Source organism: Ruegeria sp. CDSC085 (assembly GCF_059610465.1).
This window is the reverse complement of record NZ_JBXWNR010000002.1, coordinates 255153-280560: the sequence shown is the minus strand read 5'-3', so window position 1 is coordinate 280560 and position 25408 is coordinate 255153. Positions and strand designations below refer to the sequence as shown.

25 protein-coding genes are annotated in these 25408 nt (G+C 54.6%); 10 read left to right on the top strand and 15 right to left on the bottom strand.

All coding sequences use genetic code 11. From position 1 onward, the window contains the following. Positions 1-32 precede the first annotated feature (32 nt). From AC2FJB_RS04875 to AC2FJB_RS04845, 7 genes are all read right to left on the bottom strand, one after another. Positions 33-1037 carry a Gfo/Idh/MocA family protein gene (locus AC2FJB_RS04875; RefSeq protein WP_496717392.1) on the bottom strand — a complete coding sequence of 335 codons (1005 nt, stop codon included), beginning with the start codon at positions 1035-1037 and terminating at the stop codon, positions 33-35. Continuing rightward, positions 1034-2536 (bottom strand): UxaA family hydrolase, encoded by a 1503-nt coding sequence (locus AC2FJB_RS04870; protein ID WP_496717393.1) that lies wholly within the window; start codon positions 2534-2536, stop codon positions 1034-1036. Before AC2FJB_RS04870 ends, AC2FJB_RS04875 begins: the two co-directional genes overlap by 4 nt. Before the next feature lie 24 nt (positions 2537-2560). Next, positions 2561-3511, bottom strand: coding sequence for a phytanoyl-CoA dioxygenase family protein (locus tag AC2FJB_RS04865; protein ID WP_496717395.1), 951 nt, complete (start codon positions 3509-3511; stop codon positions 2561-2563). Positions 3512-3521: 10 nt separating this feature from the next. Then, entirely contained in the window at positions 3522-5144 is a 1623-nt protein-coding gene (locus tag AC2FJB_RS04860) for a TRAP transporter large permease (RefSeq protein ID WP_496717396.1), read from the bottom strand. Beyond that, on the bottom strand, positions 5144-5986 hold the full coding sequence (locus tag AC2FJB_RS04855; protein WP_496717397.1) for a TRAP transporter small permease subunit: 843 nt from the start codon (positions 5984-5986) through the stop codon (positions 5144-5146). Before AC2FJB_RS04855 ends, AC2FJB_RS04860 begins: the two co-directional genes overlap by 1 nt. Positions 5987-6002: 16 nt before the next feature. After that, complete coding sequence (locus AC2FJB_RS04850) at positions 6003-7172, bottom strand: mandelate racemase/muconate lactonizing enzyme family protein (RefSeq protein WP_496681919.1); 1170 nt, start codon at positions 7170-7172, stop codon at positions 6003-6005. Positions 7173-7251: 79 nt separating this feature from the next. Continuing rightward, the gene (locus tag AC2FJB_RS04845) at positions 7252-8265 is read right to left on the bottom strand and encodes a TRAP transporter substrate-binding protein (protein WP_117869159.1); all 1014 of its coding nucleotides are present in this window, start codon (positions 8263-8265) and stop codon (positions 7252-7254) included. A gap of 197 nt (positions 8266-8462) precedes the next feature. Between AC2FJB_RS04845 and AC2FJB_RS04840 the strand changes: the two genes are divergently transcribed. Continuing rightward, positions 8463-9113 carry a GntR family transcriptional regulator gene (locus tag AC2FJB_RS04840; protein WP_496717398.1) on the top strand — a complete coding sequence of 217 codons (651 nt, stop codon included), beginning with the start codon at positions 8463-8465 and terminating at the stop codon, positions 9111-9113. Here AC2FJB_RS04840 and denD read toward each other — a convergent pair. Then, on the bottom strand, positions 9110-10078 hold the full coding sequence (denD, locus tag AC2FJB_RS04835) for a D-erythronate dehydrogenase (protein WP_496717400.1): 969 nt from the start codon (positions 10076-10078) through the stop codon (positions 9110-9112). The two genes, AC2FJB_RS04840 and denD, sit on opposite strands and share 4 nt — an antisense overlap. Continuing rightward, a complete protein-coding gene (locus AC2FJB_RS04830; protein ID WP_496717401.1) occupies positions 10075-10959 on the bottom strand; it encodes an NAD(P)-dependent oxidoreductase in 885 nt (294 codons plus the stop codon). The genes denD and AC2FJB_RS04830 overlap by 4 nt, the downstream gene beginning before the upstream one ends. Positions 10960-11148: 189 nt before the next feature. On the opposite strand from AC2FJB_RS04830, the gene AC2FJB_RS04825 reads away from it, so the two are divergent. Genes AC2FJB_RS04825 through AC2FJB_RS04805 form a run of 5 tightly spaced genes read left to right on the top strand, consistent with a single transcriptional unit; the run spans position 11149 to position 16083 of the window. After that, complete coding sequence (locus AC2FJB_RS04825) at positions 11149-11907, top strand: SDR family oxidoreductase (protein ID WP_496717402.1); 759 nt, start codon at positions 11149-11151, stop codon at positions 11905-11907. Continuing rightward, a complete protein-coding gene (locus AC2FJB_RS04820) occupies positions 11904-13700 on the top strand; it encodes an IlvD/Edd family dehydratase (protein WP_496717403.1) in 1797 nt (598 codons plus the stop codon). The genes AC2FJB_RS04825 and AC2FJB_RS04820 overlap by 4 nt, the downstream gene beginning before the upstream one ends. A gap of 11 nt (positions 13701-13711) precedes the next feature. Next, positions 13712-14560 (top strand): fumarylacetoacetate hydrolase family protein, encoded by an 849-nt coding sequence (locus AC2FJB_RS04815; RefSeq protein ID WP_496717404.1) that lies wholly within the window; start codon positions 13712-13714, stop codon positions 14558-14560. Then, a complete protein-coding gene (locus AC2FJB_RS04810) occupies positions 14553-15476 on the top strand; it encodes a 2-hydroxyacid dehydrogenase (RefSeq protein WP_496717405.1) in 924 nt (307 codons plus the stop codon). The genes AC2FJB_RS04815 and AC2FJB_RS04810 overlap by 8 nt, the downstream gene beginning before the upstream one ends. 16 nt (positions 15477-15492) lie before the next feature. After that, positions 15493-16083: a LysE family translocator gene (locus tag AC2FJB_RS04805; RefSeq protein ID WP_496717406.1), complete on the top strand. Its 591-nt coding sequence runs from the start codon at positions 15493-15495 to the stop codon at positions 16081-16083. Positions 16084-16131: 48 nt separating this feature from the next. On the opposite strand, the gene AC2FJB_RS04800 is transcribed toward AC2FJB_RS04805, so the two are convergent. Further along, the gene (locus AC2FJB_RS04800; protein WP_496717601.1) at positions 16132-16899 is read right to left on the bottom strand and encodes an SDR family oxidoreductase; all 768 of its coding nucleotides are present in this window, start codon (positions 16897-16899) and stop codon (positions 16132-16134) included. 70 nt (positions 16900-16969) lie between these two features. Here AC2FJB_RS04800 and AC2FJB_RS04795 point away from each other — a divergent pair, with 70 nt between their 5' ends. The 3 genes from AC2FJB_RS04795 to AC2FJB_RS04785 all read left to right on the top strand — a co-directional run bounded on the left by AC2FJB_RS04795 (position 16970) and on the right by AC2FJB_RS04785 (position 19214). Continuing rightward, positions 16970-18028, top strand: a complete 1059-nt coding sequence (locus tag AC2FJB_RS04795) for an L-idonate 5-dehydrogenase (protein WP_496671990.1) — start codon at positions 16970-16972, stop codon at positions 18026-18028. After that, entirely contained in the window at positions 18021-18842 is an 822-nt protein-coding gene (locus tag AC2FJB_RS04790) for a phytanoyl-CoA dioxygenase family protein (protein WP_496717407.1), read from the top strand. The genes AC2FJB_RS04795 and AC2FJB_RS04790 overlap by 8 nt, the downstream gene beginning before the upstream one ends. 105 nt (positions 18843-18947) lie before the next feature. Beyond that, entirely contained in the window at positions 18948-19214 is a 267-nt protein-coding gene (locus tag AC2FJB_RS04785; RefSeq protein ID WP_496681938.1) for a transposase, read from the top strand. Between the two features lie 420 nt (positions 19215-19634). On the opposite strand, the gene AC2FJB_RS04780 is transcribed toward AC2FJB_RS04785, so the two are convergent. From AC2FJB_RS04780 to AC2FJB_RS04760, 5 genes are read right to left on the bottom strand one after another with little or no spacing between them, the layout of a single operon-like run. Then, entirely contained in the window at positions 19635-21113 is a 1479-nt protein-coding gene (locus AC2FJB_RS04780; protein WP_117869147.1) for an aldehyde dehydrogenase, read from the bottom strand. 11 nt (positions 21114-21124) lie between these two features. Further along, positions 21125-22159 (bottom strand): LLM class flavin-dependent oxidoreductase, encoded by a 1035-nt coding sequence (locus tag AC2FJB_RS04775; RefSeq protein WP_496717408.1) that lies wholly within the window; start codon positions 22157-22159, stop codon positions 21125-21127. Between the two features lie 3 nt (positions 22160-22162). Continuing rightward, positions 22163-23080: a flavin reductase family protein gene (locus tag AC2FJB_RS04770; protein ID WP_496717409.1), complete on the bottom strand. Its 918-nt coding sequence runs from the start codon at positions 23078-23080 to the stop codon at positions 22163-22165. Continuing rightward, on the bottom strand, positions 23077-23865 hold the full coding sequence (locus tag AC2FJB_RS04765) for an alpha/beta fold hydrolase (protein WP_496717410.1): 789 nt from the start codon (positions 23863-23865) through the stop codon (positions 23077-23079). The genes AC2FJB_RS04770 and AC2FJB_RS04765 overlap by 4 nt, the downstream gene beginning before the upstream one ends. Then, positions 23837-24436, bottom strand: a complete 600-nt coding sequence (locus tag AC2FJB_RS04760; protein ID WP_299896605.1) for an amino acid synthesis family protein — start codon at positions 24434-24436, stop codon at positions 23837-23839. The genes AC2FJB_RS04765 and AC2FJB_RS04760 overlap by 29 nt, the downstream gene beginning before the upstream one ends. A gap of 127 nt (positions 24437-24563) precedes the next feature. Between AC2FJB_RS04760 and AC2FJB_RS04755 the strand changes: the two genes are divergently transcribed. Further along, positions 24564-25385 carry a LysR family transcriptional regulator gene (locus AC2FJB_RS04755; RefSeq protein ID WP_496817880.1) on the top strand — a complete coding sequence of 274 codons (822 nt, stop codon included), beginning with the start codon at positions 24564-24566 and terminating at the stop codon, positions 25383-25385. Positions 25386-25408 lie beyond the last annotated feature (23 nt).

The following is a 25408-nucleotide window of genomic DNA, read 5'->3' as shown; positions in this document are numbered from 1 at the left end:
TGGTCCGGTTCTTCGCCGGGGCCGGATTTCCTTCAGGTCGGCGCCCGCGCTCGAGCTGACCGCGCTTTTAGCCCCTGTTCTATCCGTGATGTGACCTCGAGCGTCCGGGCCGCATCCTCGACGTCGATCAACGGTGAGGCGCCGTCGATCACGTCAAGAAAGTGATCCAACTGGGCCTCCAGCGGCTCGCGTTTTTGTTTCGGTCGCAGAAGTTGGTCTTTTTGGGCCGCAGTGCCCCAATCCTTTCCACGCCACAGGGTCATGGAAGGAAAACTTACAGCGCCCTTGGTTCCAGTGATCCACATCATGTCCTGTCGGGTCGTGCCGATGTTCGGGTTTTCGCCGGTTCCGGCCTCAAACCCCCATGGGCTGGGCGCAGAGTCGGCAAAGCTGATGGTGCCTGTCGCGCCGTTTTCGAACGCGATCGCGACGGCGCCGCTTTCTATCCGATCCGATCCGCGGATCGACGCGCCGGGCAGGGCTACGACATCCGAGATTTCTCCGATCACAAAGCGCAGTACATCGATATCATGCACTAGATTGATCATGACCGGGCTGCCATCCGAAGTCCGCCAGTTCTGTTCAAAATAGCTGTTGGGTTTGCGCATGGCCCACAGCAACGAGACGTTGATGACCCGTCCGATCGTTCCTTGTGTGATCACCTCCTTCAGGTGCTGCAAGGTGCTGTGATACCGCCGATGGTGGCCCACCAGGCTGCGGACATCGGCCTGGCGGACGGTCCTCTTCAGGCGCAAAGCGTCATTGACCGACGCGGCAACCGGCTTTTCGATCAGCATGTGCCACCCGCGCGACGCGGCCAGGATCCCGTTTTCGGCGTGCAGGCGGGTCGGCGTTGCGATTATGACGCCATCCACCGGGTCCTGCACATCGTCCATACTGGCGAAACGTGGCGCATCGATCTGGATCGAGCCATCTGGATCGGCCAACCCGACCAACATGCAGCCGGGATGCTCGATCACGGCGTGGACGTGGCGGATACCGATCAATCCGCCGCCGGCTACTAGGATCCGTTTCACATCATCGCTCCGATTTGCCAGGGAACGAATTCGTAGTCACCCAGCCCCTGGGCCTCGGACTTGGTTCGCGCGCCCGAGGCGACTTGGAGCAGCCGTCGATATATTTCCTGTCCTTTTTCTTCGACGCTGACCCCTTTGGTCAGAATGTCTCCCGCATCCACGTCCATGTCTTCGGGCATGCGAGTCGCCAATTCAGAGTTGGTGGCGATTTTCAGCGTGGGCGCCGGTTTGGATCCAAAGGCAGAGCCACGCCCCGTGGTGAAGCACACAAGGTTGCACCCGGCCGCGATCTGCCCGGTTACCGAGGCCGGGTCATATCCGGGGCTGTCCATAAAGGTGAAGCCTTTGCGCGTGATGGGTTCGGCGTATTTGAACACGCCGGTCAAAGGGCTGGTTCCGCCCTTTACCGCCGCCCCCAGCGATTTCTCAAGGATGGTCGACAGACCCCCTTGTTTGTTGCCGGGGCTTGGGTTGTTGTCCATTGAGCCATGATTGCGGGCTGTGTAGTCCTGCCACCAATTGATCAGTCCGACCAGCTTTTCGCCAGTTGCCCGATCGAGAGCGCGACGGGTCAGAAGGTGTTCTGCTCCGTAGATCTCGGGCGTTTCCGCAAGGACACCTGTGCCGCCTTGGGCGACCAACAGGTCGCAGGCGTGTCCGAGCGCCGGGTTCGCGGTCACACCAGACCAAGCGTCCGATCCACCGCATTGCAGCGCAACCATAAGTTCGGACGCTGGGGCTTCGCTGCGGCGTGCCTTATTTGCAAGGGGTAGCATCTGATTGATCTTGCTGATGCCCAATTCCACGGTCCGGCGCAATCCGGCGACGTTCTGGATGTTCATCGTCTGGAAGGTGGGGCTCTGCTTTAGCCCATACGCGTCCAGCAGCCAGTCGATCTGGTTCATCTCGCAGCCCAGACCGACCATCAGAACGGCAGCGTGGTTGGGGTGTTTCGCAAACCCCCACATGACTCGTTGGAGAGCTTCGAAACCGTCGCCGGAATCGGCCATTCCGCAGCCCGTTCCGTGGACAAAGGCCACCACGCCATCGACGTTCGGATACTCGGCCAGCTTTTCCAGCGTAAAGTGATTTGCGATCATGCGAGCCGCTGTCGCCGAACAATTCACGGTGGTCAGGACCGCGACATAATTGCGGGTGCCGACCCGGCCGCTGTCCCTGTGGTAACCCATGAACGTATCGACCGAGGTGGCGGGTTTCGTGGGCCTGAGATCCGTCGCGAACTCGTAGTTCACGCTGGTGTTGCGGAACTCGACGTTGTGGGTATGGACATGATCGCCGGGTTGGATCGGTTGAGTGGCATAGCCGATAATCTGGGCGTATTTTCTGAGCGGTTCGCCAGGCGCAAGAATCCGCATGGCGACCTTGTGACCTGAAGGGATGCGCGCATTAGTCGTGACATCCTCGACAACACTGCCTGCCTCCAAGGGTCGAGTGGCAACCACCACACTATCCGTTCGATCTAAACGTACAAAAGTCATAATCAGCTTTCTTAGCGGCCGAATCTAGGCGCAAAAGGGCGAGTCCGATGTCCACCGGTGAATATCAATATGCGGCTTTCCGGACAGCCTTGCTCGCGCCGACTCCCAGTTGGCCTTGCAGACACGCCAATCCCGCAATTCGGTTTCGGGGCACGATCTGGACCTTGCGATGAAGCTGGGGAAATGGTCTCGGCCTGTGGGCTGACCTGCCGCGCTGAAGCGGATATCGAACGACCAGCGGAACCTGTCTGTTTCATTGACCAGCGAAGCATGTGGCGTCAAAGGGTCAAACAGGATGATCCCACCCGCCTTGACGGGCAGGGGCAGGGCGCGGTCTTCGTCAATGAACCCCTCGGCAATACCTGTCTGCGTCCGCGCACAATGCGGCAGGATGGATTGATCCTGGGTCTTTGGCAGCACTTGCAGGCAGCCGTTTTCGACCGTTGCATCGTTGACGGCAATCCAAACCGTGACCATGTCGGTCTGGTCCGCGTCCTCTAACGCAACCGCCCGGTCCTGATGCCAGTCCGTTGCGGTGATGTGCGCGCGAACCTCGTCCTTTGCCAGCTTGAGGGCAGGGGGCTTCAGCCGAACGTGCTGGATCGGATTGCTGACCAACTCTGGCCCGATCAACTGCTCGACGATGTCCAGCATGGGGTGGGCCGTCAGCAAGTCGAACACGGCGGGCCCAATATGGAAAGGTGTGTCCGCCATGATCCTATCGCCGGGCAACGAGATGTCCAGCGGCTGGAAATAGTCGCAACCAGCCTGATAAGCGGACAGAAGTTTGTCCCAGAAGGTCATTCCGGACGGCTCGTCCTTGACCAGCCCCTTTTTGTACCAACCATCATAGAGTCGGTTCAGGACATCCGAGTATTCGGCTTGTACCCGATCCAGGACATCGGCGGGAATTACATCCTCGACCACGAGGTACCCATCTGTCTGGAACTTGCCAATCTGATCTTGTGTCAGCATGGGTGTTACCTCACAAAAGCAGCGCGATGATGCCCGGCCAGATCAGAAGAACGGAAAGCGCCAGCAACTGGATCCCGATGAATGGGAGGAAGCCGCGGAAGATATCCGTCAGGCTGATATGCGGAGGGGCCACCGACTTCAGGTAGAACGCGGCCGGGCCGAAAGGTGGCGAGAGGAAGCTGACCTGCATGTTCATGCAGAACACCACGCCGAACCAGATGGCGACATGGCTCGGCTCTAGCTGGCCAAAGACCCCGATTTCCTCGATGGGAAGGCGCAGGACGATCGGTAGAAAGACCGGAATGATCAACAGAACGATGCCGACCCAATCCATGAATGCGCCCATGAACAGCAGGATCAGCATCATCACCAGAATGACCAGCATGGTCGGCAACTCCTGGCCGACGATTAGGTCGGCCACGTATTGGGGCCCGCCAGCAATGGTGTAGGCACCCGCCAGCGCGGCGGCCCCGATCGTAACCCAGATGATGGTGCCGGTGGACTTCAGCGTCCGCATCAAACTGTCCCAAACCAGCTCGAATGATCCTTCGCCCCGCAGAATGGCGATGATCAGAACGGCGAAGGCGCCCATGCCTGCTGCCTCGGTGATGCCTGTGATCCCGCCATAGATCGAGCCGAGCACGACGCCGATGACGACCAGCGGCGCGACGAGGCCTTTGCCCATTTCCCACCCGATTTTGGCGCGCTGCCTGCCAAAGACGAAGAAGATCAGCAGAAGGGCGACGATCGTGATGCCGGCAAACCAGGGCAGGTAGTCAGCTGTCCCCAATCGCGCTGGTTCGCCCTGGCTGGCGGCGTTCGAGCCAGAAAGCTCGAAAAACGCAGCGCGGACAAACAGAACGGTGGAAAAACCGGCTACGACGATGCTCATGAAGGCCGCAAACAGCTTGCGTTTTTCAACCGGTTCGGGGTCGTTCGGGTCTGGTTCAGGCAGCGGCGCGTGGTGAGGATTCAGCCGCGTGCGGATGATGATGTACAGGATGATCATCGAGGCCAGCATGAAGCCGGGAATGAACGACGCGGTGAACAACGACTTGATCGAGGTTTCGGTGATCAGCCCATAGATGATCAGAACGATCGAGGGCGGGATCATGGTACCCAGCGACCCCGAGGCGCATATTACGCCGATGGCGAGATTCTGATCGTAGCCAAGGCGCAGCATCTGGGGCAGGGCGATAAGGCCCAGCAGGACAACCTCACCGCCGATAATACCGGACATGGCCGCCATGATAACCGCCATGATCGAGGTCACGATCGCGATGCCGCCACGTGTTCTGGACAGCCAGACATTCAGCGACGAATACATGTCGCGCGCGATCCCGGACCGCTCTAGCAGCGATGCCATGAAGATAAACAATGGCACGGATATGAGCACGTAGTCCGTTAAGAGTCCGTATATCTTCTGCGCCAGGATATAGAGTGGCCCTGTTCCCGGCCGGCCGGTCAGAATGCCGTCGCCGAATGAAAATGGGTTCAAAAGAAGTGTAGGTTCGAACTTCAGGACGAGAACCAGAACCGCAAGCGAGGCCGAGGCCAGACCCAAGGGCATCCCGATCGCCAGAAGCACGATCAGGGCGACCATCAGGATGAGTGAGATTGTTCCAATATCCATCAGTCTTGTCCCACCGCCCGCTTGATCATTTCAATCTCATCCTCATCCGGTTCATCTGTGTGGATTTCCGGTTCTTTGTTCCAATCCGAGATCAGGTTCAAAATTGCTTGCATTGCAACGAGCGTAATCACGATTAGCACCATCGGCTGCAATGTCGCCGGGATCGGAGGATTGAAGGCGGAGCCATAAAGCTCCCATTTATAGAGCTTGTTGACGAACACCTGTTTGTAGCTGCCGTAGACCAGGAAGAAGGCAAACAGCACGATCAGTATTGTCGAAACCGTATCAAAAACGCGCTGAAGCCAACGTGGAACTGCATCGTACAGCAGGAATATTCTAATGTGACTGCGTTGCTGCATGGCGTAGTAGCCAGACATCAAAAACACAAAGCTGGCGAACCAGAGTGTCATTTCGTTGGCCCACTCGGTTGGCTTTTCCAGTATGTAGCGCATGAAGACTTCGTAGAGCATCACGACAGTCATGATTGCTATCATCATCATCGTAACTCGGCCTATGAACAGGGCGACGCGGTCCATAACCGTCGAGCCTTCGAACTCCATCGTCGCCGGGCGTACGGTCTTTGTGCCAATCACTGCAAGAACAGGTAAAAGCACTAGCGCGGCCACGTCGATGATGTCGATGTACCCCCCGAACACACCAGACATTTCGGGCGTGACGTCGCTGCGGAGGTAGATTTCCGTTACCTGACTTTTGAGAGATTCTGAGGTGTAAGGCAGCCAATCCAACAGGAATGCTGGAAGATGCCAAACAAGCCAACTGGCAGTCGCGACGAAGGCCAACGGTATGAGCCATTCAATTGGTCCGCCTGAATTCTTGTGCATCGCGTAACCCTCGTCCCTATCCTTCGATCCTGTAGTGATCGATAAAGTCTCGATCCGGCTCGACACCCAGCCCGGGGCCAGTCGGGATCATGACACGGCCGTTGTTGGCCTTGACCTGATTTTGAATTTCCAGCGGAACGGTCAGCAGATCGTCCCGAAACTTGTTGTCCGTTGTGTCGAACTCCAGCATTGGCTCCCATGGATGCAAACCGCCTGGAATTGCTGGCATGGCGGCCAGTAGGTGCAGATTAGTTGCGACGGCGATGGCGCTGCCCCAGACGTGATTTACGACCGGAGTGAAATGTGCGTGGCATAGGGCCAGTACCCTGAGATACTCTGAAACACCGCCCAAAGCGCATACTTCTGGCTGCGCTATATCGATGCCGCGGTTTTCAAGAAGATTGCGCCAGGCCCAGCGATTGAATACCGCCTCTCCGCCCGAGATGTTGACTTTAAGCGAAGAGCGCAGTTCGCGGTACCCGTCAATGTCTTCTGGCGCGACGGGTTCTTCGAACCAATATGCGTCCAGTTCTTCCAACGCGCGACCGACAAAAAATGCGTCCGAAGTTGTATAGGCATGGTTTGCATCGACCATAAAAGGAAAGTCGTCACCAACTCCGCGTCGCACCGCCTCGCACAGCTTTACATCAGGCTTCGGACCAAAGCCGGTTTTCATTTTGGTCGCGGTAAACCCCATTGCCTTGATCTTTGCAGCTTCATCTTCGAAACGGTTGGCCAGATCAGAAATCGGTTCATCCCGCAGCATCATGCCGTAGCCGTAGCACGGAACACTTGTCCGATGCGCACCGCCGACAAGTTTGTGGAGGGGGAGGCCAGTGATTTTGCCCGTGATGTCCCAAAGGGCGATATCTACCCCGGACAAGGCCTGCATCGGCATTCCACTTTGCCCATGATCTCGGAGAAGGTTGTACACCTTGTGCCAGATCACGTCTTTGTCCAATGGGTCCAAACCCAGCACCATAGGTTGGATTACTTTTTCGACGATGGACTTGTTTGCTACTGCTATGTTGCCGGGGCCAAAGCACTCTCCCCAGCCTGTCACCCCTTCGTCCGTTTGAACTTCAACGAGATGGGTTGTCCGCTTGTCATAATACTGCTGCGAATAGCCCAAAACTTCCGGCATGTCGTACTGCAGTACGTGACTTATTATTCTTTTAATTTTCATGAAGTTCTGGATCCCGGCGCCGATCCGGAGGGGCCGCTAGTGCGGCCTCTCCGTGCGTCGTAATTCGGTCGAAGCCTGACTACTGCATTGCTCCCAGGTCACGCAGGAAGTTGATGTGACTTTCCAAAAGTGCCTGTGCCTCAGGGGTCGTCGCGAATTCAGTCCAACCGACCTGAACGGCCGCGCGATACGCTGCCAGGTCTTCAGGCGACCATTCGTACAACTGAACCCCTTTTGCTTGCAGGTCTTTTGCAGTCTGAGCGTTCTGCACTTCATTGATTGTGGCATTGTGCAATGCCAAGCTATCCATTGCGACTTCCATGATCTTCTTGTGGTGCGCAGGCATAGCTTCCCAAACGTCTTTGCGACAGGCTAGGTGATCTGCAGGCATCGAGTGAAAACCGGGATAGTTTGTGTGACCTGCGATCTCGTATAGACCCAGACCCACGTTGTTAGTCAGGTTTGCAGCATCCGCGCCATCAATGATACCGGTTTCCAAAGCCGTAAAGATTTCGTTGAAGTCCATCACGATCGGAGAAGCGCCAAGTTCCGCGAACACTTTGGTCGCCAGGCCTGGAGGCGAGCGGAACTTCCAATCCTTGAAGTCTTCCACTTTTGCAATCGGCTTGGTCGAAGCAAGCGACTCCGGCCCGGGAATCCACCATCCGATGAATTCCATGTCGTAGCCGTTGTACAGATCGTTTACGGCTTCTCTACCGCCGCCATGAAGAAGCCAAGCCATTTGCTGATATGGGTTCTGGTATCCGCCGAGCAGGTCGCCCGCAAACTGGAAGGCCGGATTCTTACCGGTCTGATAGCCGCCACCCGTCATGTCGCAATCCAGAATTCCCGTAGCTGCGGCATCGAATGTTTCAACTGATTTGACCACCGAAGAGGAATAGAACATTTCAACTTCGATTTCGCCGTTCGACATTTCCTGAATGTCTTCAATGAATTTTGCGGCCATCTGGCCAGATAGAGTTTCGGGCGAGAAATGGGTTTGAATTCTAAGCTTCGTTGTTTCAGCCATCGCAAAGCCGGCTGCCATTGTCGTGGCTACGGCCGCCACGGCCGCTGTCTTGACTATTTTCATATTGTCCTCCCAGACGTTGAGCGTTGCGCGGAGTGGGAGATCTTGCTGCCTCCTTTGCTGTCACGCGAGTAAACGTTAAGCCGACGAATCGAATGCAACAAGAAAAATTTGAAATTATGAAAAATTTCGAGATTCTTGTAAAAATTCGAAAATGTCGTTAGGACGCTACTTGGACAAACTTGAGGGCGCATACCGGGATGAACGAAGAAGTTGATATTTATCAAGATCTTAAGATGCGTCTAATCTCTAATGGATTCGAACATGGATCCAAGGTGCGGGCCGAAGTACTGCGAAAAGAGTATGGCTGCTCTGCGAGTGCAGTTCGTGAAGTCCTTTTTCGTTTGGCCGCTGTTGGTTTGGTGGACTTTCAGGAACAAAAGGGATTCCGCGTGCCAAAGCGTTCCCCGCAGAAGCTTATCGAATTGACACACGTCCGTGTTTTGCTGGAGGCAGAAGGCACAGCAATGTCGATCCGAAATGGCGGAGTGGATTGGGAGGCAAGATTGACGGCTGCACATCACAAACTCAGCCATATCGAAAAACGCATTCACGCCGCAAACGACCCGAGCGACCTTGTCGAGATCTGGTTTGCCTCGGAGAAGGAATTTCACCAAACGTTGATTTCTGCTTGTGGATCGGAAACGTTGAAGCAAATGCATGGCCGAATTTATTCTCAATTCAGACAGCAATTGATGGTGGCAGACCGCAATTTCGAGTTCATCTCTCAAAACATAAGGCATCATGCAGATATACTAGAAGCTGCTCTGTCAGGGGATGAGCAATTAACAAGAGACAAAATTCACGACCACCTTAAGCGCCACTTGACCGGAAAGACGATGGGCCACTAACGCTTGTAGTCATCCTCCAGATACACGCGGACAATATCGTCAAAACTCGATTCCGCCCGGAATCCCAAGTCCAGCGCACGATCCGTTTCAAAGTCACGGGGCCAATTCTTAACTATACTTTCAATTGCCGTGTCAGGAGTACGTTTTATTAAGGCAACAGCGTCCTGGCCGGCTACAGTACGCAGCGCTTCAATCTGTTCTGATACCGTGCAACTCACGCCGGGCATATTCAATGAGCGTCGGTCGTTCAAAAGTTCGGTGTCCAAGTTGGCAGCGTGGGTCAAGAAGGCCGCTGCTGCGCGTGGACTGGCGTGCCAGTGGCGTACAGTATCGGCAACAGGCAATATGGCCTCCTCTCCGTTCAAAGGCTCTCGGATAATCCCTGAAAAAAAGGACGAAGCGGCAGCGTTGGCTTTACCGGGGCGTACGCACAAAGTCGGCAACCGCAGAGAAATACCGTCGATAAATCCTTTTCTGCTAAAGTCCGTGATCATTATTTCCGATGCCGCTTTCTGCGCCCCGTAACTGGTTAAAGGCGCAGAGAGAAACTCATCATTTATCTTGTCGGGGAATGGTGCTCCAAAAACTGCTATGGAAGAGGCAAAAACCAATCGCGGCCGGTACTCGCCTTTGGACACCTCGTGTTCATCTTTGAGCGCGTTTAGCAGTGACCACGTCGCCATGAGGTTGACGTCCCAACCCAATGCAAAGTCGGTCTCAGCTTGTCCAGAAACTATAGCAGCGAGATGGAAAATGACGTCTGGGCGCTGTGCGGCGAAAGACTTGGCTATGCCGGGCGCTGTCAAACTTCCTTCAATCTGATCGCCCACCGCACTGTTTGGCGGAAACGCGAGATCGAACAGTGAGACTTGGGCATTCACACCAAAGATCTTTTCAGCCGCAATGCGATGAGCCAACTTCTGGCCCAACATCCCTCCTCCGCCAATGACAAGAATCCGGTTCACGACATTTTGTTCCGTTTTTTGAGTTCCAGATACAGAGCCGAATGGTCCAGTTCTGCCCCAGCCATTTCGTCAATAAGATACTTGAAGCGGTCGCGTACAGATTGCGTGTTGGGCAGTTCGATGCCTAGGCTTCTCGCTTCTTCCAACGTGTTGTCCAAGTCCTTTAGCTGAAATTTACACAAGCCACCGGGTGCGAAATTGCCCTCAGACATTCGTTCACCGTGTTGTTGCAGGATAACGCTATCAGCAAATCCGCCTTTCAATGCCGAACGCAGGGCCATTGGATCCGCACCCCCTTGCTGTGCCAAAAGTGTCGCTTCGGCGACGGCTGAAATTGTTACTGCAACAATTGTTTGATTGGCCAGTTTGCACAATTGCCCTGAGCCACTAGGGCCGACGTGGACAGGTTGGCCCATTGCTGAAAGAATTGGTTTAACTTGCTCCAGTACGTCTTTGTCTCCTCCTACCATGATCGCAAGGGTTGCCGCCTCGGCGCCTCTTGTGCCACCGGAAACCGGGGCATCCAAATGAGATATCCCCATCCTGGCCAATTGCGCGGATTGTTCTCGGGCGTGTTCAGGCTTGGCGCTAGACATATCAATCCAGATCATTCCAGGCTTCAAGTACTCGCAGAACGCCGCGTCAACCAACAGCGCACCAGTTGCGTATCCATCCGAAAGCATGGTCACAATAATGTCTGCATCCGCTATCGCCAGCGCGGCGGTGTCCGTTACCGTCGCACCTTCCGCAGCCAAGGGTTTGGCTTTGTCTAGGGTTCGGTTCCATGCGGTCACAGACAAGCCAGATTTGAGGAGATTCCGCGCCATGGGAACGCCCATCAGGCCGGTTCCCAACACAGCGACATCAAACTGTTTGCTCATGATTTCCTGTCCTCCTGAGGATGTATCACGCTTGGTTATGGCCAAACCACAATCTCTGTCATACGCTAACGTTTCTGGCCTCACATGCCACAAGTCGTCGAAGTCTTGCCAAGGTTTCTTTGAACTTCAGTTGATCCGTGGACCAAAAGCCAGCGGTGCAATTGTGACTAAGGAAGTTGGAAAATATAAATGGTAGAAAGACTTAAGGGAAAGCGTGTGTTGGTTACAGCTGCGGCGCAAGGGATCGGATTTGCCAGCGCGGTTGCAATGGCGAGAGAGGGCGCGATTGTCTATGCGACCGACATAAACATCACAAACCTAAACTCGATTCGGGGAGAGAATCTCGAAAATTTAGAAATTTTCGAGATGGATGTAACGAATGGTGAAAGTGTCCAAGAAGGTGCCGAGCGGGCCAAACCAGACGTTCTGTTTAATTGTGCTGGGTTCGTGCATCACGGCACAATTCTCGAAGCAACAGATGACGAATGGGATTTTGCCATGGACCTAAACGTTCGTTCAATGGTGCGCACTGTTAAGGCTGTTTTGCCCGGGATGCTTGAGCGTGGCGGAGGGTCGATAATCAATATGTCGTCCGCGTTGGGATCTGTAATAGGCGCGCCAAATCGCTTCGTCTATGGCGCGACTAAGGCTGCTGTTGTTGGGCTGACGAAGTCGGTGGCCGTGGATTATATAACGCAAGGAATTCGGTGCAATTGCATATGCCCGGGAACGGTCGACAGTCCTAGTTGGCGGGGCAGGGTCGATGAATTGGGCAAGCAACTGGGCAGCAGAGAAGAAGCGCTTGCACAATTTGTGGCACGTCAACCTATGGGGCGTGTGGCAAAAGCAGAAGAGATTGCTGCATTGGTCGTCTATCTGGCGAGTGATGAGAGTGCATTCACCACAGGACACACACATATAATTGATGGGGGTTGGTCAGGCCAATGACAGTAATATCAAAGGATGATCTGCGGTCTCGCAAGTGGTTTATGAATTCTGAAAACTTGGAAATGACCGCGTTGTATCTCGAAAGATATCTCAACTACGGACTGACCCGTGAGGAGCTGCAGTCGGGCAAGCCAATAATTGGCATTGCTCAGACCGGTAGCGATTTAAGCCCTTGCAATCGGCACCATATCGAGTTGTCCAAACGCGTTCGCGACGGGATCATCGCTGCCGGGGGAACGTGCATTGAAATTCCCGTGCACCCGATACAAGAGACCGGTAAACGGCCAACTGCCTCTTTGGACCGCAATCTCGCTTATCTGTCCTTGGTGGAGAGTCTATTCGGGTATCCGATTGATGGCGTTGTTCTGAACATTGGTTGCGACAAGACCACGCCCGCACTTCTCATGGCCGCTGCGACTGTCAACATCCCAGCGATCGCCCTGTCGGTCGGCCCCATGCTCAACGGCTGGTGGAAAGGTGAGCGCGCCGGATCGGGAACGGTTATTTGGAAGGCGCGCGAAGACCTTGCAGCTGATGAAATTGATACCGATGAGTTTATGGAAATCGCTGCTGCCGCAGCACCTTCGGTTGGCTATTGCAACACCATGGGAACGGCGACGACCATGAATTCGCTTGCTGAAGCCTTGGGAATGCAATTGCCGGGATCAGCAGCCATACCAGCCCCGTATAGAGAGCGCGGTCAAATCAGCTATGAAACCGGTAAACGCATTGTGGACATGGTCTGGGAGGATTTACGCCCCAGCGATGTGATGACACGTCAGGCTTTTGAGAATGCGATTGTCATTAACTCGGCCATTGGCGGATCGACAAATGCGCCGATACACCTGAATGCAATTGCCCGGCATCTTGGTGTTCCGCTGAACAACGATGACTGGCAGAAACATGGCCACGACGTACCTCTTTTGGTCAATATGCAACCAGCCGGGAAATACCTGGGTGAAGATTACCAACATGCTGGCGGCGTTCCTGCAGTTGTCGGAGAGCTTCTTGAAGCTGGATTGCTTCCTCATCCCGATGCATTAACGGTGAACGGCAACGCGATGGGGCAAAACTGCTCCATGCGCCGGTCGCTTAATTGTGATGTGATCAAGCCTGTCAGCAGCCCTGTTAAAGAACAAGCAGGGTTCATCAATCTCTCGGGCAATCTGTTCGAGAGCGCGATTATGAAGACATCTGTGATCTCGCCAGCTTTTCGAATGGCTTACCTGTCAAACCCAGACGACCCCGATGCATTTGAGGGCAGCGCTGTCGTTTTTGATGGGCCTGAGGATTTTCACCATCGGATCGACGATCCCGCGGAAAACATCGACGCAAACTGTATTCTGATCATGCGCGGAGCCGGACCAAAAGGATACCCGGGTGCCGCAGAGGTCGTGAACATGCGTCCGCCCTCATATTTGTTGAAACAAGGCATCGAAGCTCTTCCTTGCATCGGTGATGGACGGCAATCCGGCACATCAGGAAGCCCTTCTATCCTGAATGCTTCACCCGAGGCTGCGGAAGGCGGCGGGTTGGCCTTGGTGAAAAATGGTGACCGGTTACGCATCGATCTTGGCAAAGGCACAGCAGATATGCTGGTTTCTCTTGAAGAACTGCATGAACGCGCCCGCGATCTAGAGGCACGCGGTGGGTATTCGATGCCGCCCAATCAATCACCGTGGCAGGAAATATTCCGCGAAAAAGTAGATCGACTGGATCGTGGCATGACCCTTAAGGGTGCAGAAAACTACCGCGATATCGCGCGAGGTTTCTTGCCACGCGACAATCACTAAAAGGAACAGAAATGAAACTTGTTCGTTACGGAGCCGAGGGCTCCGAAAAACCCGCCTTGGTCGACTCTGAGGGCCTACTACGGGATCTGTCTGCTCACATCAACGATATCACGGGTGAGATGTTGGATGATGCAACACTTGACAATCTGCGCTCATTGGATCCGGGCAAACTACCGATTGTAGAGGGTGATCCTCGCATCGCACCTTGTATTGGGAAAATCGGAAAATTCCTGTGCATCGGATTAAACTACTCGGACCATGCGGCAGAAACCGGTGCTCAAATCCCGAAGCATCCGATACTTTTTTTCAAGGCAAATTCTGCGGTCATTGGGGCATATGATGACGTAGTCATGCCGCGTGGATCTACGCACACCGACTGGGAATGCGAACTCGGCGTCGTCATCGGTAAAACGGCCAAATATGTTTCCAAGGCTGACGCGGTCGAATACGTTGCTGGCTATTGTATCGTAAACGATGTCTCTGAAAGGCATTTTCAAACTCAATTGACAGGCCAATGGACCAAAGGAAAATCCTGCGACACATTTGGCCCTACCGGCCCTTGGCTAGTGACCCGAGACGAGGTGCCTGATCCTCAAAGTCTTGCTATGTCGCTGGATGTAAACGGTCAGCGCATGCAAACCGGGAACACCGCTACGATGATCTTTTCCATTGCCGAGATCATTGAGCATCTAAGCCAGCTTTTCACACTGCACCCAGGCGACGTCATTTCAACTGGAACACCGCCTGGTGTTGGAATGGGGATCAAGCCGGAACCAGTTTACCTTAAAAAAGGCGACGTCATGGAGCTTCGCATCGATGGGTTGGGTGTTCAGAGGCAAAAGGTCGGCCAAGATGACTGACTTGTTGCAAATTGGCGGCATCACGGAACGGATGCGAGAACGCCTGACCTCAGTATTCGACATACATCAATTGGGCGATTTCAACGCGGAAAGCATAACGCATATCGTTACAAATGGGCACGACGGAGTTCCGCATGACCTAATGACTTCCCTCAGTAATCTGAAAATGATCAGCGTCTATGGGGTTGGTTACGACGCCGTCGACGCAAATGCCGCTGCTGAGCGCGGGATTGTCGTGACGCACACACCTAATGTGTTGAACAAAGAAGTCGCAACCACGGCAGTTCTGCTGTTGCTGTCATGTTATCGAGAGCTCGTACGTGACGATGATTACGTTCGGTCCGGACGATGGGAAGTTGAAGGTAACGCCCCTTTGACCCGATCTGCGGACAATCAAAAAGTAGGCATTCTTGGTCTTGGTCGCATTGGTCAGGCGATCGTTGACAAGTTGGAGCCATGGGCTCCCGAAATTTCTTATCATACCCGGACTCAGAAGGATGTTCCGTACCGCTACTTCGATAATTTGGTTGGATTGGCGGAACACGTGAACATCTTGATATGCATCACGCCCGGAGGCTCGTCGACCAATAAGCTGGTAAACGCTGAGGTGTTGCGTGCGTTGGGGGCGGACGGAACACTGATAAACGTTAGTCGCGGGTCAGTCGTCGACGAAACTGCTCTTATCAAAGCATTGCAGAACGGTGAGCTCGGTTGGGCGGGGCTGGATGTTTTCGAGGACGAACCGCGTGTTCCAAAAGAACTGCGCGAGCTGCCCAACGTCGTTCTTCTTCCTCATGCTGGTAGCGCGACTCTTGAGACGCGTGCAGCCATGGGTGACCTCACTGTCGACAACCTGCTGCAACATCTTAAGGACGGATCGGTTATCACGGCCGTACCGGAATGCAGAGATGTGTAAATGGCCAATCTGACAAGTGTTTGAGTTTGCTGTTGCGGTTTTCTTTCTGCTGATTACCCCGGGGCCTGGTGTTCTGACAACGGCCGGAATTGGATCAGCATTTGGTTTTCGGGCAGGTCTGGCATTTGTCGCAGGTTTGATGCTGGGCGGGTTCATCAACATGATGTTGGTGGTCTCGGGAGTAGCCGCCGCGGCGTTGGCTGTGCCAGTGCTGAGAAACTTGTTGTTGTTTGCGTCGGTCGGATACTTGGTTTTTCTCGCCTGGCGCATTGCTAGCGCTGGCTCAAAAGTTGGATTCTCTCCTGCAGACTCACCAATTGGATTTGCAAATGGGCTGACGCTACAATTCATTAATCCAAAAGCTTACGTGGTCGGCACTGCATTGTTTTCAGGGTTTGCATTTTTGCCCGAAGCGCCTTTTATGGAGGTCATCATAAAAGTCATAGTTTTCAATACGATTTGGGTGCCAGTGCACATGATCTGGCTGAGTGCTGGTGCAAAACTAGGTAGCCTTGATTTAAGCGAGAGGTCGCACCGAAGGATCAACTTAGCGATGGCAGGTTCTTTGTTGGTTGTTGTGCTGATTGCCTTGAAGTCGGTGGTGTGACGGATTTCTTTGTTCAGCCACGCTTTGCAGACGATTAAAAGTTCCAGATCAGAGTGACGCGGTTATTCCACCATCGACATAGAGAGTATGTCCATTGACGAAGCTGGATGCGGGGGACGCAAGGAAAACTGCGGCACCGACGAGTTCTTCCACATTGCCCCAGCGGCCGGCCGGAGTACGTTTCTCGAGCCATGCACTGAACTCTGGGTCGGCAACCAAGGCGGCGTTCAAAGGCGTATCGAAATATCCAGGCGCAATGGCATTGCAGTTAAGACCATACTTGGCCCAATCAGTTGCCATCCCTTTTGTAAGGTTGGTCACGGCACCTTTTGTCGCCGTGTAAGGCGCAATACCCGGTCTGGCCAATGCGGATTGAACCGATGCAATGTTAATGATCTTACCAGACTTTCTTACAATCATATGTCGTGCCACTGCCTGACCGACGTGAAAGACGGACGCCACATTTGTCTGTAGTAGGCGCTCGAAGGCATCAGCGGGGAAATCCTGTAACTCTGTCCTGTGTTGCATTCCGGCGTTGTTTACCAAGATGTCTATCGGGCCGATTTTTTCTTCAAAGTCGTCCACAGCAGATCGGACACCTTCATGATCGGTCACATCGAACGAAAGTTCACGTACCGAGGCGCCTGCCTGGTTCAACTCGGAGGCTGCTGCAGATAGTTTTGCGGTGTCGCGCCCGTTCAAAATGACCTTTGCACCGGCGGCGGCCAAGCCGCGAGCCAGCGCAAATCCAATACCTTGGCTAGAGCCCGTCACCAGTGCGCGAGTTCCCTTTAGGTCGAACAATTCAAGCGTCATGCAAAAACTCCTTGGTTGTTGGCACCGACTATCCGTATCTTTTGGCAATCTGTATAGGGGGGGCTTATCAATGTCGTCGGCCAATATCGCGGTTGTTGTCCATGCTGCGAAGGATCTTAGGTTGGAAACTCGAAACGTTCGCGACATAGGTTCAGATGAAGCTCTGATTGAAATGAAGGCCGGTGGAATTTGCGGTTCTGACCTGCACTATTTTAACCACGGAGGATTTGGTTCGATCAGGTTGCGTGAGCCTATGGCGCTTGGGCATGAAGTTGCAGGTGAAATTTTGGACATCGGAGCAGGTGCTGTTGGGCTAAACGTTGGTCAACTGGTCGCAATTTCTCCGTCCTGTCCCTGCCAAACTTGCTTCTATTGTCTGAAAGGTCAGCAAAACCACTGTCTTGATATGAAATTCTACGGCAGCGCAATGCCATATCCTCATATCCAAGGTGCCTTTCAGAGCAAACTTGTCGTCAAAGCCAACCAATGTGTTGCAGCAGATGGATTGACCCCGGCGGAGGCTGCTATGGCGGAACCTTTGGCTGTTTGTCTACACGCGGTTAATCAGGCGGGGAGCCTGGTCGGTAAGACGGTACTCGTCACAGGCTGCGGTCCGATCGGGTGTCTTACGATCATGGTTGCACGACGGTCAGGGGCTGCCAGAATTATAGCAACCGATATTTCTGATCAGACGTTGAACACGGCTCGCGATTGCGGTGCAGACGAGGTGATCAACACCAAGGACGAACCACAAAAATTGGAGCTTTTTGAGAGAGACAAGGGCCAAATTGACATACATTTGGAGTGTTCAGGTGCTCAACCCGCTCTGGCGTCTGGCGTTGCCTGTTTGCGCCCGGGCGGAACCTTAGTTCAGCTTGGTCTGGGTGGCGACATGACGGTGCCGATGCAGGTGTTGACTGCAAAAGAGATTGCACTTCGCGGATCTTTCCGTTTCCATTCCGAGTTTTCAGTCGCGGTCGAGATGATGCGAAGCGGACTAATTAACGTCGATCAGTTGGTGACGCATTCCTTTGATGTACGGGAGGCTATAGCCGCGTTCGAGATCGCATCTGACCGAAGCCGATCAATGAAGGTGCAGTTGATTTTCACGGATAATGAAAATGGATAGACAATCGCCTGACGTCGCGGAGGCCTATGAAAGAGATGGTTTCGTAGCACCGCTGGACATCCTAACAGACAACGAGACCCGGGCATTGCGCGATGATTTTGAGGAAGCGGAACGCATTCTCAAAGATGACCCAGATAAACTGAAGCTGCTATATTCTTATCCGGACAGACTAATACCTTCATTCGACGCACTTCTTCGCCATCCTAAACTGATTGAAGTTGCTTCAACGGTATTGGGATCGGACCTTATGGTTTGGAGCGGAGCACTATTTGTCAAAGAAGTTCGATCTACAAAGATCGTTTCCTGGCATCAGGACCTGACCTATTGGGGATTGGATGACGCAGAGGAAGTTACCTGCTGGGTTGCGATCTCGGAAGCTTCCGAGCAAAGCGGGTGTATGAAGTTCGTTCCCGGCAGCCATAAAAGCCGTATCGTGCCACACGTGGACACCTTCAGCGAAAACAATCTGTTATCACGTGGGCAGGAAATCGCGGTTGATGTGAATGAACAAGATGCAGTCGCTGTGGAATTACGTGCGGGGCAGGCATCCATGCATCACGGGCATCTGTTTCACGCATCAGGACCAAATAACACAGACGATAGACGCATTGGTGCGGCGTTGCGTTTCATAAAGCCCTCAATGAAGCAGAAAAACGGCGTGAAAACTCTGGTTGCGCTAGTCGCAGGGCGTGATGATTTTGGACATTTTTTAGTTGCGCCCTCTCCCCGGGGTTTTTTGAATGAGAGCGATTTCGTTTTGTGTCAAAGGGATGCAGACCGCAGGAAACAAATACTCTTCGCCGGGGCGCAATGACTCCCGTCGCAAGATCTGAATCATGTTTTTATCGAACCCAAAGCCAACCTGAATTGCGAAGGCCAGCAACTGAATTCCTTATTTGGATTGAGAACCCCAGTATTGATGAGGCTCGCACCAATCGCCCATGACAGTGGGGCTTTGCGCGGGAAACGAGCCATTGGCGGCGGACGACGCTTGCTACGGTACGTGATGTTCCAGGCCGCGCTGGTTGCGGCTCATCACAACTCGGTTCTGAAAGCCTTCGCTGATCACCAACGCGCGGCCGGAAAATCGTACAAAATCATTATCACCGCTGAGGCCCGAAAACTCGTCACAAAAGCAAATGCTCTGTGCAAATCCCGTCAATACTGGGGTTCTCAATCCAAATAAGGAATACAGTTGCTAGCCGAGACTGGTTCGAATTTGTCTGACAGCACCGCTATTTCAGAGCAAAACAGGGAGCTGCAGAGCGCTCGACTTGTCGAGCAACTACAGCCGTTTCAATCTGAGCTCGCCGTCCCCTTGTGCGTACCTGGTCATCGCCGACTTCGATAGCGTCCATGAAGGGCCGGAGATAACCCGTTTGTTTTTTTGGGCTGTCGCTCCGACTTTGCGGGGAATGCGAATGCCGTATTCGGAACCCATTATAAGATAGTCGGTTCGAATGGACTAAAGATCGCCATCCGGGTGCTTCGAAACCAGCCCCGAAACCACAAGGCGTTGCATCATAATGAGCTGGGCTCAGAGAATTTGGTGCGATTGACAAGCGCAACACCTGCGCCATCAAAAGGACAAGGAAATAAATTCTTGTCAGCGCATGACGAATGGGTTCGACATTGGCTGTTCTGACGTATTCAGCCAGACTGTTTTGGTCCTCGTGTAATCGTGAATGGCCTCGATTCCTGCCTCTCTGCCGTAACCGGATTGATTATAGCCGCCGAAAGGTGCAATCGGTGATACGGCGCGGTATGTGTTGATCCAGCAAATTCCCGATTTCAGACGGGATGAAACCCGGTGGGCACGGGCGACGTTTTCAGTGAAAACACCAGAACCAAGCCCAAACTGAGAGTCGTTGGCCAAAGCGATGGCTTCCTCTTCCGTTTCGAATGGCAGCAACGACATTACGGGGCCGAACATTTCGACCTTCAGCGTCTCTGTCTCTGCGCTCATGCACTCCACCAGTGTTGGGTCCATGTAGTTGCCTGGCCGGTCCAGTGGTTTTCCTCCGAAACGGATGCGTGCACCTTGTTCTGTGGCTTTCGCCAAAGTCGCCTGAATTCTTTCCAACTGAGCTTCGGTGCAGAGCGGGCCAATATTGGTGGCCGTTTCCAATGGATCACCGATAACGACGCCCTTCATCTTCTCTTCGATCTTGTCAACAAGCGCATCCAGCACCGGGCGGTGAATCAGCCCGCGCGAACCGGCCACGCAGCTTTGACCCGAGGCGCCGAAATTTCCCGCAATCAAGCCATTGGCGGCGCCATCAAGATTGGCATCATCAAAAACGATGATCGGGGATTTCCCGCCCAGCTCCAAGGTGGTCACCGCAAAGTTTTCAGCCGAGTTGCGCACTACATGGCGCGCTGTTTCAGGGCCGCCGGTGAATGCGATCCGGTCCACGTCCGGGTGCCGGGTAAGCGGGATGGCGCAGTTTTCGGCATCCCCGGTAATGACGGAGACCACACCGGGCGGAAAACCAGCTTCATCGATCAGCCGTGCGAACTCCAGCATCGGAGCGGGCGCAATTTCGGAGGCCTTCAGCACGACCGAACATCCTGCCGCTATCGCGGGTCCAAGTTTGGTTGCGGTCAGGAACATCTGTGCGTTCCAGGGTACGATAGCGACCACCACACCAATCGGTTCGCGTTTGGTGAAGACATGCATGTTCGGTTTGTCGATCGGAAGAACCGCCCCTTCGATCTTGTCCGCGAGCCCCGCATAATATCGATAATAGTCACCGACATAGGCTGTCTGGCTCGCCGTTTCGGCAAGCAGCTTACCGCTGTCAGTGGTCTCAAGCTGGCCCAGGTGTCTGGCGTTTTCCTCGATCAGATCCGCAAGCCTGAACAACAGTTTGCCGCGCGCGGTTTGAGTCATGTCGCGCCACGTTGGATCATCAAGTGACCGACGCGCCGCAGAAACGGCGCGGTTCACGTCTTCCGGCGCGGCGCAGGCGAAACTGGACCAGTCCTTGCCCGTCGCAGGGTTTTGCGAGCTCATCACTTGCCCGTGTGCCCCTTCGGTCCACGAACCGTCGATATAAAGCTGGAAGTGTGGCTTCTGGTGCATCGTCTTGATCCTCACTGAAACTTGGACATCACATCGTCGATGAAGCGGGCGAGCGATGCGCGCTTGCGTTCGAAACTCATACCGCTGTCTATCCAGAACGAATACTCATCGTAGCCGAGGTCTTCATAGCGTTTTAGACGTTCCGTGACTTCATCTGCGGTTCCGATAGTCAGATCGCGCGCCAGGTTTTCCGGAGCCATCATCGTGTTGGCCGCCATCTCTTCGTCCGTCAGCTTCTGGATCAAGCCCTGCTGGACTGGCCGCTTGTTTTGAAACCAGGCCCCGAAGTAGTTGTAGAAGCAAGAGAATTCCTGAGCGGCCCGATCCAGATCAGCATCGTCACTGCCAACATAGGTGTGGTGCAGAAGCATGATCTTGGGGCGCGGCCCGTCATAGTTTGCGCAGGCATCCTCAAAGCGGCCCATCAGCGTTTCAATCTCATGCATGCCTTGCCAGAGCGGTGTGACCTGAATATTAAAGCCGTTCTGCACACCGAATTCATGACTGTTCGGATCCCGCGCCGCGATCCAGATGGGCGGCCCGCCGGGTTGCACCGGCTTGGGGGCCGAGGTGGTAGCCGGGAATTTGAAGTACTCTCCTTCATGGGCACAGTCACCATCCCACAGCCGGGGCAAAAGCGGCGCGATTTCCCGCATGCGCTGGCCAGCGTCCCATGCATCCATCCCCGGCACCATCCGTTCATATTCATACGAATAGGCGCCGCGGGCGATGCCCAACTCGATACGGCCGCCCGTCATCAGGTCCGCCGCAGCCGTTTCGCCGGCCAGTTTGATCGGATGCCAGAACGGCGCAACCACTGTACCCGTGCCAAGCCGCACGTTCTTGGTGTGATGTGCGATATCTACAAGGGACATCAAAGGGTTCGGTGCGATCGTAAAGTCCATTCCGTGGTGCTCACCGGTCCAGACAGCACGCATTCCTGCCTCATCGGCCATTTTACACAGCGCGATGAACTCTTCATACAGCTTCTCATGAGGTTGATCGGGGCTCAGCCGCTCCATGTGTGCAAAAAGGGAAAACTCCATCCATCAGGTCCTTTCAGAAAAGCTGTGCACGTCACCCTGCTGCGCGCTGCCCAGATAAAGTGAGAAGTCGCGGGTTCGGCTTTCCAGCGCAAAACGAGAAATCATGGTGGTGATTGGCGTCGTCGTGTAGGAAAGGGCCGCCAAATCTTCAATCGCGACGGCCTCAAGCTTGCCGTGTTTGGGAAGGTCCGGCGCATTGCCCAATATGTAGACATGATGCGCTGTGGCATCGTCATAGACCGAGTAGACGACGCCGAGATTTGCGTCGATGCCACGATCCTTCAGATCCTGTCGGAGGCTGTCCCGCAACTGTCGCCGGTCGGACAATATGACCTGCGGCGGCCTGAAACCGGCATCCGTTTTTTCAAGCAGCACGCGGCCTTCGTGTTCGATGATTGCGCCGCAGACGATCCGGCGCCCCGTCGGTTCAAGCGCGCCGCGTTCCAGACCAAGGCTAAAGTACCGCCCGTTCGCGTAGCCCAGCGCCGGGCGGTCGTCGTGGGAATAGGCTTCGACCTGACCGATCAAAACGCAATGGTCACCTGCCTCGATCACCCGATGGGTCTGGCAGGAAAATGTCGCGACTGCGCCGTTGATCAACGGGATCTCTCGCGCGTCGAGGCTATGGTCGATTTTGGCGAACCGATCACCTTTGAAGCCAGCGAAGGTGTTGGACACATCTTCTTGCCCCTCGGCCAGAACACTCACCGTGAAATGGGTGCAGGCCGAGAATTCGCTGTATGAAGACAAGTTCTTGCCTGGGCAAACGATCAACAGTGGCGGGTCGAGAGAAACCGAAGTGAAGGAATTTGCCGTGAAGCCTACGGCCATGCCAGAGGCGTTGCGCGTGGTAACTACCGTCACGCCGGTCATGAATCTGCCAAATGCCCGCCGAAGGTCGCAGGGGTCGAGTTTGGTCATGATAGCACCTCGCTTTGAAAGCTTGAAACGGCGGCGTTGACCTGAATTGTATGTGTCATCGGCATCATATGGGCCGCCCCATCGATGATCAGCGCGCGTCCGTTCGGGGTGACTTCAGCCATTTTACGCGACATGTTGGGAGTGGAGTTCGGCTCCAGACTTCCGGTCAGGAAAAGTGCGGGGCAGCCAAGTTTCTCCAACGCGTTGCGCCGCGGATTTTGGCTTTGTGCAAAAACCGTATAGGCTAGCTTGTAAGCAGGCGGATCCATGGACATCAGCCATTCGCGGCAGGCATCACGCTCAGGCGAACAGATGTCACCGAACCACCGGCGCAGCGTGCAGTTTGGGTCAACCGGTGTTTCACCATCCAGTCCCGCAGCACGTTCCTGAACCGCCTGCGCTGCCTTTGCGCCGCGTTCAAAAACGGCATTCATTGCCACGACGCCGCAAATCCGATCTGGTGCCTTGGCGGCAAGGTCCAGCGCGATCATTGCACCCATCGAGTGGCCGACAACTAGGACCGGACCGTTCAGACTGCCCAGCACATTCCGTGCTGCTTCACTGTATTCCGACAGCTCCGTGTCGAAAAAACTCAACGGGCTTTCTCCGTGACCGGGCATGTCCGGCGCTGTTAGGCGAGCTTCAGAGGCCAACTCGTCTAACTGCGCGCCCCAGGCTTCGGCCCGCAGGCCAACCCCGTGGAGCAACAGGATTTCCGGACCTGTGCCAGTTTGGATTGCGGCCAGCCCGCCGATTTCAGACCGCGGCCGGGTTGTCCACGTCATGGCCCAAATCCTTGAGATCCTGATAACGGTCGCCGATGCGGTGATGCGGTCTGCCCGAGGTTGCGGCCCCCAGTACGACGACAATTTCGTCGTCGCGTGGTGCGTCTGGGATCGAGAATTGAATCGTCAGGTAGTGAGAACGCCGCCCGGCATCGTTTTTGTCCATCAATGGCACCATGATCGGCGCATTCGCAGGGCCACGCGTGTTTGTAAAAGCCAGATAGGACTTCGCGCTGACCGCCTGCCGGTAGTGGTTGCCGAACCGAAGGGTATGAATAATGCCCGAGGCGTGCTCGACCTCGCCATTCAGTCCGACGACGGCTGCCTTGCCATAGGCTTCGATTGCGTCACCACTGCCGGCCAACGTAATCATGCGGTCCGTCATCATCTTTCCGAGTATGGGGCCATATGCGTGTATTTCGGGTTTAAGGTCTTCGACATATCGACCAGCCCAGGGATTTGTAATCACTGCGGCCACTGCAAACATGCGCCACGGGATTTCCGCAGGGCGAAATCCCTCGACAAGAACTTCCTCATCGTAGGTTACAATCTTGCGTATTTCTGGCTTCATCACACCTCTCCTGTCGCGCTGGAGAAAGGTAGAAACGGGTGTGGTTTTTGACAAATGATTGAATTATGTGCTTTCGCATTAGAAAGATTAATGGCTAACTTGATCAATGGGAAAGTCACTTCCACCCTTGACCTGGTTCCGATCCTTCGAGGCAGCAGCCCGGACCCTGAGTTTTACCGCGGCTGCCGAGGAAATAGGCCTGACCCAATCGGCCGTCAGTCAGCAGGTAAAGTCCCTTGAGATGCGTCTGGGGACAGCACTTTTTGTAAGACATCCTCGCAGTCTGGCCCTGACGGATGCCGGGCGAAAACTGTTGCCCGAGGTCGGCAGTGCGCTTGAGGCACTTGCCGCTGCCGCTGGAAGGGCCGACGCAAGCGCACCAGGAAATGTCTTGACGGTCGCCACCTCTGTTAGTGTCGCGCAATGGGTCATCGCCCCAAATCTCGCGGACTTCACCACACGCAATCCAGAGATCAGTGTGCGGCTGCTCAGTGCAATTTGGCCTGACGATTTTCACGCGTCGCAAGCTGACGTTCAGGTCAGGTTTGGGTCAGAAAAACAAGTGGGCAGGGGGGCCGAGCGCCTGAGGCCTGACAGGCTTGTCGCTCTAAAGGCGCCGACGCTTGCAGGGGATCCGTTCGACCTTCCCCTGATAGAAGCAGTCGGCACGTCCAGTGGATGGAAGACGTGGTTCGACAAGCAGGACGTGCGACGGCAGCCTGCTGTTTTCGTCGACACGTTCGGCATGGCGCTTCATTTGGCGGTTCATGGCAGCGGGGTTGCCCTGATCAGCGAATTTTTGGCGAAACATGCGATGGCAACCGGTCTTGTCGAAAGCGCACATGACAGCACTGTCGAATGCAACGAAGGGTATTATCTTTCCGCCGACGCCAGCATTCCGGCGGCCGCATTGTTTCGTGACTGGTTGCTTGAACAGATACGGGTTTGATCCGGCGCGGGCCTACAATCGTT

Excerpts from the sequence above, each read along its gene's own strand:
- AC2FJB_RS04870 (WP_496717393.1), bottom strand. The coding sequence starts at position 2,536 with ATGACTTTTGTACGTTTAGATCGAACGGATAGTGTGGTGGTTGCCACT.
- AC2FJB_RS04865 (WP_496717395.1), bottom strand. The coding sequence starts at position 3,511 with ATGCTGACACAAGATCAGATTGGCAAGTTCCAGACAGATGGGTACCTC.
- AC2FJB_RS04860 (WP_496717396.1), bottom strand. The coding sequence starts at position 5,144 with ATGGATATTGGAACAATCTCACTCATCCTGATGGTCGCCCTGATCGTG.
- AC2FJB_RS04855 (WP_496717397.1), bottom strand. The coding sequence starts at position 5,986 with ATGCACAAGAATTCAGGCGGACCAATTGAATGGCTCATACCGTTGGCC.
- AC2FJB_RS04850 (WP_496681919.1), bottom strand. The coding sequence starts at position 7,172 with ATGAAAATTAAAAGAATAATAAGTCACGTACTGCAGTACGACATGCCG.
- AC2FJB_RS04845 (WP_117869159.1), bottom strand. The coding sequence starts at position 8,265 with ATGAAAATAGTCAAGACAGCGGCCGTGGCGGCCGTAGCCACGACAATG.
- AC2FJB_RS04840 (WP_496717398.1), top strand. The coding sequence starts at position 8,463 with ATGAACGAAGAAGTTGATATTTATCAAGATCTTAAGATGCGTCTAATC.
- AC2FJB_RS04830 (WP_496717401.1), bottom strand. The coding sequence starts at position 10,959 with ATGAGCAAACAGTTTGATGTCGCTGTGTTGGGAACCGGCCTGATGGGC.
- AC2FJB_RS04825 (WP_496717402.1), top strand. The coding sequence starts at position 11,149 with ATGGTAGAAAGACTTAAGGGAAAGCGTGTGTTGGTTACAGCTGCGGCG.
- AC2FJB_RS04820 (WP_496717403.1), top strand. The coding sequence starts at position 11,904 with ATGACAGTAATATCAAAGGATGATCTGCGGTCTCGCAAGTGGTTTATG.
- AC2FJB_RS04815 (WP_496717404.1), top strand. The coding sequence starts at position 13,712 with ATGAAACTTGTTCGTTACGGAGCCGAGGGCTCCGAAAAACCCGCCTTG.
- AC2FJB_RS04810 (WP_496717405.1), top strand. The coding sequence starts at position 14,553 with ATGACTGACTTGTTGCAAATTGGCGGCATCACGGAACGGATGCGAGAA.
- AC2FJB_RS04800 (WP_496717601.1), bottom strand. The coding sequence starts at position 16,899 with ATGACGCTTGAATTGTTCGACCTAAAGGGAACTCGCGCACTGGTGACG.
- AC2FJB_RS04795 (WP_496671990.1), top strand. The coding sequence starts at position 16,970 with ATGTCGTCGGCCAATATCGCGGTTGTTGTCCATGCTGCGAAGGATCTT.
- AC2FJB_RS04790 (WP_496717407.1), top strand. The coding sequence starts at position 18,021 with ATGGATAGACAATCGCCTGACGTCGCGGAGGCCTATGAAAGAGATGGT.
- AC2FJB_RS04785 (WP_496681938.1), top strand. The coding sequence starts at position 18,948 with ATGAGGCTCGCACCAATCGCCCATGACAGTGGGGCTTTGCGCGGGAAA.
- AC2FJB_RS04780 (WP_117869147.1), bottom strand. The coding sequence starts at position 21,113 with ATGCACCAGAAGCCACACTTCCAGCTTTATATCGACGGTTCGTGGACC.
- AC2FJB_RS04775 (WP_496717408.1), bottom strand. The coding sequence starts at position 22,159 with ATGGAGTTTTCCCTTTTTGCACACATGGAGCGGCTGAGCCCCGATCAA.
- AC2FJB_RS04770 (WP_496717409.1), bottom strand. The coding sequence starts at position 23,080 with ATGACCAAACTCGACCCCTGCGACCTTCGGCGGGCATTTGGCAGATTC.
- AC2FJB_RS04765 (WP_496717410.1), bottom strand. The coding sequence starts at position 23,865 with ATGACGTGGACAACCCGGCCGCGGTCTGAAATCGGCGGGCTGGCCGCA.
- AC2FJB_RS04760 (WP_299896605.1), bottom strand. The coding sequence starts at position 24,436 with ATGAAGCCAGAAATACGCAAGATTGTAACCTACGATGAGGAAGTTCTT.